Raw genomic sequence first — 5,795 nt, 5'->3', positions numbered from 1 at the left:
ACCACGCGCCTTGCTCAAACCATCCGACCACCGTGAATAATCCGGGATAGCTCTGACACTGCCTTTGCATGTCCTTACTCAGTGTCCGGCGGCACGATCCGGCGGAATGAGCACAGTGTTGCTGGCCCGCGGTCGAATTCAAAATCAAGTTTATGAATATTAGTATGTATATAATGTCCGTGCCGGAGAACCGAGCCGCCGCTGGAAGGCCCGATGGAATAAATGGAAGAAACAGGTGGACTGTGTGCCTGTATCGCGGAGGTGACATAAGGTGGTGGCAGGGATAACTATATTCAGGTAAGTTTGTCATGGCTGCAGGCGGTAAAAAGAATCAGGTGCGTTCGGCTAACAAAGAGCAATCCGACACCAAAGCACTCGCCCTCTATAGTCCCTATGGTTGGCGGGGCACGATCGGGTTGATTTGCCCATCGACCAACACCAGCATCGAGCCGGAGTTTCACAGGCTGGCGCCGGACGGCATCGTCGTCCATGTTGCGCGCGCCTTTCAGGATGGGCCGCAGGAACCTGCCCTCTATCGCCAGATCGCCGACAATGTAGCGCTCGCGAGCCGTGATCTTGGGTCAGCGCGCGTCGATGTCATCGCCTTCGGCTGCACTTCCTGCACCTATTTCGTGCCCGCCGACGAAATTCGCGAAACCATGACGCGGGTTTCCGGCGCGCCGGCGGTGCTGACCGCCGACGCCGTCGTCGAGGCGCTGAAAGCGGTGGGTGCGCGGCGCATAGCACTGGCGACGCCGCGAACCGATTTCGTCAACCGGCGCGAGACCGAGTGGCTGACGGAGCAAGGATTCGAAGTCGTGTCCGTACAAGGGCTTCAGCTCGGCGAAACCGCGATGGAGCGTGCCAATATTGGCCGCGTGCCGCCCGAGGTCGCCTTTCGCCTGGGGCGGGCGGTCGATCGAGCCGACGCCGACGCTGTCTTCGTCAGCTGCACCAATCTACCTTCTCTGCCGATCATCGCTCGGCTGGAACAGGAGCTGGGAAAGCCGGTCATCACCAGCAATCAGGCGACCTTCTGGCGGTGTCTGAGGATCATCGGATCGACGGCGCGCATCGCGGGATACGGCAGGCTGTTGGAAGAATACTGAACCGGCGGCGCGCCAATAGTAATTGCGGTTATTCAGCGCCAGTCGAACATGGCGAGTTGTTCGCCCAGGCCTTCGTCCGATGCCCGTTTCAGGGCATAGCTCGCCAGCGCCAGATCGCACACGGCCATGCCCTGAATGATCGCGAAGATGCGTTCATCGGGCGTCCGGCGGGCGGCCCGTTTGCCCGCGACGATTTCACCGATATTCGCGTCGACCCGTCGCGCGAGATCCTCGCGCCGTGCCAACCTCCTGCGCAGCCATACCGCGATGTCGCCGAGCACAGTAGCGTAGTCGAAGTCGTCGACAATGAACCGGTCCACCTCGTCGAGCACGCCGATGTCGACTTCTTCAGTTTCCCCCATGGAGCAGAGGAAGCTACCCGGTGCCAGCATTCCGGGCAGGACCACAGGATGTTCAGCGAATGTTAGCGTAATTACGATGTCGGCGCCGTCGATGGCGGCACCGGCATCGTCCATTGCGACGAAGCGCGATTCAAACCGGCCATTGAACCGTTCGCAAAACCGGTGTGCGCTCTCCGGACGGCGCGCCACCACACGGATTTGATCCAGCTTGAAACTGTCTGTCAGGGCAGGAAACAGTTGCGACGCGATGGCGCCAGCGCCGATCAGCGCGACGACCCGAGATTCCGAGCGCGCCAGATATTTCGCCGCGACAACGCCCGTGAGGGCAGTACGGAACCTGTGGAGCCAAGTTTCGTCGAGCAGCCCGATCGGTGCGCCGGTTTCGTCGTCAAAGACGCACAGCAGATGATAGGACCGGACCCTGTCGCCGCGCGGATTGTCGCTGATAATGCGGATACCGGTAACCCCCTCCGACATCAGGGTCGCGCCTTTCGCCTTGTATTTGGCGGACCCGGTGCGTCCCGATCCGCCGAACATTGAGGCCGGTTCGGACAGGCGCTGAATATCGCCAGCGCCATAATCGCGATAGGTATTTTCGATCACCTCGAGACCGGTCGCGGTGTCCAGCAGGCGCCGCAGGTCGGTTTCCCGCAACACGCGGAGCGCTGGTATCCTGTTTTCTTCCACCTGTCACACCCGTTCCGTCATGCGCTCGCCCAATCCCCGTGTCCGGTATCCTGCGGTTTCGTATTGCCGCGCCGGGATTTCTGGCGGGTGCGGTTGCGGTTACCCAGGACAGACACTATAGAGGATGTCAGGGAGTACGCGAGTAAATCCATGAACGACGTTTCGGTGAACGAGCGGAAAAGCCTGGCAAGCCAGTTCAGCGGCGAATGGAATTTGCTCGGTTTTGCAGTCGGTCTGGCAACGACTGCTTATTATATGTATGTCGGGACCTTCGGCACATTCAGCCCCGCGCTCGACCGCAGCGTCTTCATTTTCGTCGGGGTTGCGCTTGCCATCTGTTATTTTCCACTGGCGCGTGGTGTTGCAGCGCGGCTGGCCGATGCAGCTTTATTAGCGGCCGTGACCGTGGCGACCTATCGCTTCAACGAACACTATCTAGTCTTCGCTGAGACCGAGGGTTTCGATATCGGCGATTTCGACATGGCGATGGGCTGGATCATGATCCTCGGCGTGATCGAGGCCGGCCGTCGATCGCTTGGCCTTGCGATGGCCATAATTTCGGTGGCTTTTCTGCTGTTTCTATATTTCGGCGCTTACATCCCCTGGCCGTTTGTTCACGGCGGGTTCAATCTGCGGCAGATCGCGACGTCGCTCTATGCGCAGACCGACGGGCTCTACGGGTCGATCACCTATGTGCTGGCGTCGAACCTTTTCCTTTTCCTCGTGTTCGGCGTCTTTCTGGTCCGCTCCGGCGCTTCAGAATTTTTCACTAATATTTGCCTGTCTTTCCTCGGCACGCGTCCCGGCGGCGGCGCCAAGGCGGCCGTGGGCGCCAGCTTCATAACGGCAAGCATCTCCGGTTCGGCATCCGCAAACGTCGCGATTACCGGCAGCATCACAATTCCAATGATGATCCGCACTGGCTACCGACCCGCGGTGGCGGGCGGCATAGAGGCGGCGGCGTCGACCGGTGGCACCATCATGCCGCCGGTGATGGGGGCTTCCGCCTTCATCATGGTCGCGCTGACCGGATTTTCATACGGTACGATCGTCCTATATGCGACGATCCCGGCGCTGCTTTATTTTCTCAATGTTTATCTTCAGGTTCATTTCTATGCCATGCGCAATGGCCTGAGGGGCCTTCCGGCCGAGGAATGCCCGCCGTTTCGCGGCACCCTCAGAAAAGGCTGGGTGTTTCTGGTCCCCATCTTGGTCGTCATCATCCTGGTTTATCTCGACTATTCCTTGCGCCGGGTGGGATTGCTCGCCATCGTCAGCGTCGTCGTCGCCAGCTGGTTCACCGACCGGAAGATGGGGCTGCGCGATATCATCCAGACGATGGCCGACGGCGCCAAGGATTCTCTGCCGATAATCGCCATCGCCGGCCCGGTTTCTATTATTGCCGGCGCGGTGCTTTTGCCCGGCACGGGTATTCGCATTACCGGGCTAATCATCGACCTCGCCGAAAGCAACCTCGCCTTTACCGTGATGTTCATCTTCATCGTCGGTTATGTGTTGGGGATGGGGCTCTCTGTCATCCCCGCCTATGTGATCCTTGCAACCCTGGCGGCGCCGGCGCTGATCCAGCTCGGTATCCCGGTCATGGCGGCACATCTTCTGGTGCTGTGGTGGGGACAGGCATCCAATGTCACGCCGCCGGTCGCGCTGGCGGCCTATATGGCGGCAGGCATTTCGCGGGCACCATTGTGGCGGGTATGCAATGTTGCGATGGTCAAGGCCATGGCCATCTTCTATCTGCCGGTGCTGTTCGTCTATCAACCGGGTCTGCTGCTCGAAGGCGGTGTGATCAACGTCGTGCTGACCGTCGGAACGCTGGCGCTTGGCGGGCTCGCCATATCCGCCGGCATCGAAGGTTTTTTTTATGCCAGCATGGGCGTTGCGATGCGTGTCATCGCGATCGCGGTCGGCACTGCTCTGATCCTGACTCATGGGCTTTTTGCCATTGCGCCGCTGGCGCTGTTCATCGGTTTCTGGCTGTGGCAAATAAGGTCGGGACGACTTGCGGCAGCAAGTAATTCAGGAGGACAATCGGAAGGCCAATGATAGTCTTACAGCTGGCGTTCATGGGAGTGGGCACCGATCGAGTGGGATTTAACCCAAAGGGAGAAGAATATGAGGTTTTCGAGAAAGAACATTACCGCGCTGGCCGGTCTGACTGCGGCGGTCGCCGTAGCGCAGGCTGCATCCGCCGAGAATTTGGTTATCGGCACCAGTTCGCCGGGGGGAAGCTACTTTCTGATGGGTGGTGGCCTGTCAACCGCGATAACCCGGGACGTGAAGGGGATTACTCTGTCGACGCGCACGACGGCGGGTTCGACCACCAACTTACGCATGCTGGGCCAGAAAGGGAGTGGTATCGACCTCGGGCTAGCAAACCTCGGAGCGGTCTACAATGCCGTCACCGCGACGGGCAAATTCAAGGGAAAGAAGCCGATCACCAACGTTCGTGCCCTGATGGCGCTAACCATTTCGCCGATCCATTGGGTCACGCTGGCCAAGGACAACATCACGAGTTTCGCCGATCTCAAGGGCAAGCGGGTTTCACTGGCCAAGGCCGGCAGCGGCACGGCGGCCAACGCCGATTTGGTGCTCCGAACCGTTGGCGTGCGCGACCAGGTCAAGGCTCAGTTTCTTGGCTTCAGTGAGGCCGGCAACGCGTTGCGTGACGGGAATATCGACGCGTTCGCGGTATCTTCGGCGGTGCCGGTTCCCGTCGTGACGGCTATGTCGGCGACCCGGAAGGTCCGTCTTATTCCACTGAGCCCGTCCGAGCTCAAGGCGGTGATGACCAAGAACCCGGCATTTGCGCCATACACCATCAAGGCATCGGATTACGGAAGCGGCGTGGTGGCGGATGCCCAATCGTATGGCGTGCCCAGCACGATCGTGACGCGCGCCGATGTTCCCGCTGACGTTATCTACCGGATCGTCAAGTACGTCTATTCTGAAAAAACCAACAAATACATGAAGACGGTCTACAAATCATGGCACCCAACACCGAGCCTGAGCCTCTTCAAGAATGCTGGCGTCAAGATGCATCCCGGCGCCCTCAGGGCCTACAAGGAACTCGGCATGATGTGATATGCCGTGTGCATGACAAAAAAGGGGCCATTTGGCCCCTTTTTTCATAATGGGACGGCCTTAATCAGCACTGTCGCTTCTATTAATTCCATCCGGCGCGAAATACTAGGGATTCTGCGCCGGATGGAATTAATAGAAGCGACAACGAGAAACGCCTGCTGCGCTTCCAGAAGCAGTTGGCCAAGTACAGCCTGCTGATCATCGACGAACTCGGCTTTGTTCCGCTCAGTAAAACCGGCGCGGAGCTTTTGTTCGAGGTGTTCAGCCAGCGTTACGAGCGCGGCGCCACTCTGGTGACCAGTAATCTGCCGTTCGACGAATGGACCGAGATATTCGGCTCGGAACGCCTGACCGGGGCGTTGCTGGACCGGCTCACCCACCATGTCCATATCCTGGAGATGAACGGCGAGAGCTATCGTCTCAATCAAAGTCGAAAACGGCGGAAATCCCCAAAAACACCTGCATAACCGTCAGCGCCATGGTTGACCCGGTGGGCCCACAGGCGCCTCCCACGCTGCTTCGCTCCGCGTAACGC

Annotated in this window: 4 protein-coding genes and 1 pseudogene; 4 read left to right on the top strand and 1 reads right to left on the bottom strand. The window is 59.3% G+C overall.

Annotation, left to right across the window (positions count from 1 at the left end):
• Window positions 1-308: 308 nt before the first annotated feature.
• Window positions 309-1,109: an aspartate/glutamate racemase family protein gene (locus O3A94_16985; GenBank protein MDA1357943.1), complete on the top strand. Its 801-nt coding sequence runs from the start codon at window positions 309-311 to the stop codon at window positions 1,107-1,109.
• Between the two features lie 32 nt (window positions 1,110-1,141).
• On the opposite strand, the gene O3A94_16980 is transcribed toward O3A94_16985, so the two are convergent.
• Window positions 1,142-2,158 (bottom strand): ornithine cyclodeaminase family protein, encoded by a 1,017-nt coding sequence (locus tag O3A94_16980; GenBank protein ID MDA1357942.1) that lies wholly within the window; start codon window positions 2,156-2,158, stop codon window positions 1,142-1,144.
• Window positions 2,159-2,308: 150 nt separating this feature from the next.
• Between O3A94_16980 and O3A94_16975 the strand changes: the two genes are divergently transcribed.
• The 3 genes and pseudogenes from O3A94_16975 to O3A94_16965 all read left to right on the top strand — a co-directional run bounded on the left by O3A94_16975 (window position 2,309) and on the right by O3A94_16965 (window position 5,727).
• Window positions 2,309-4,222, top strand: coding sequence for a TRAP transporter fused permease subunit (locus O3A94_16975; protein ID MDA1357941.1), 1,914 nt, complete (start codon window positions 2,309-2,311; stop codon window positions 4,220-4,222).
• A 69-nt stretch (window positions 4,223-4,291) separates the two neighbouring features.
• Window positions 4,292-5,260 carry a TAXI family TRAP transporter solute-binding subunit gene (locus tag O3A94_16970; GenBank protein MDA1357940.1) on the top strand — a complete coding sequence of 323 codons (969 nt, stop codon included), beginning with the start codon at window positions 4,292-4,294 and terminating at the stop codon, window positions 5,258-5,260.
• A gap of 143 nt (window positions 5,261-5,403) precedes the next feature.
• Window positions 5,404-5,727, top strand: a pseudogene (locus tag O3A94_16965) (ATP-binding protein).
• Window positions 5,728-5,795 lie beyond the last annotated feature (68 nt).

The organism is Pseudomonadota bacterium, assembly GCA_027624955.1.
Taxonomy (GTDB): domain Bacteria; phylum Pseudomonadota; class Alphaproteobacteria; order UBA828; family UBA828; genus PTKB01.
This window is presented reverse-complemented; position numbering and strand designations above follow the sequence as displayed.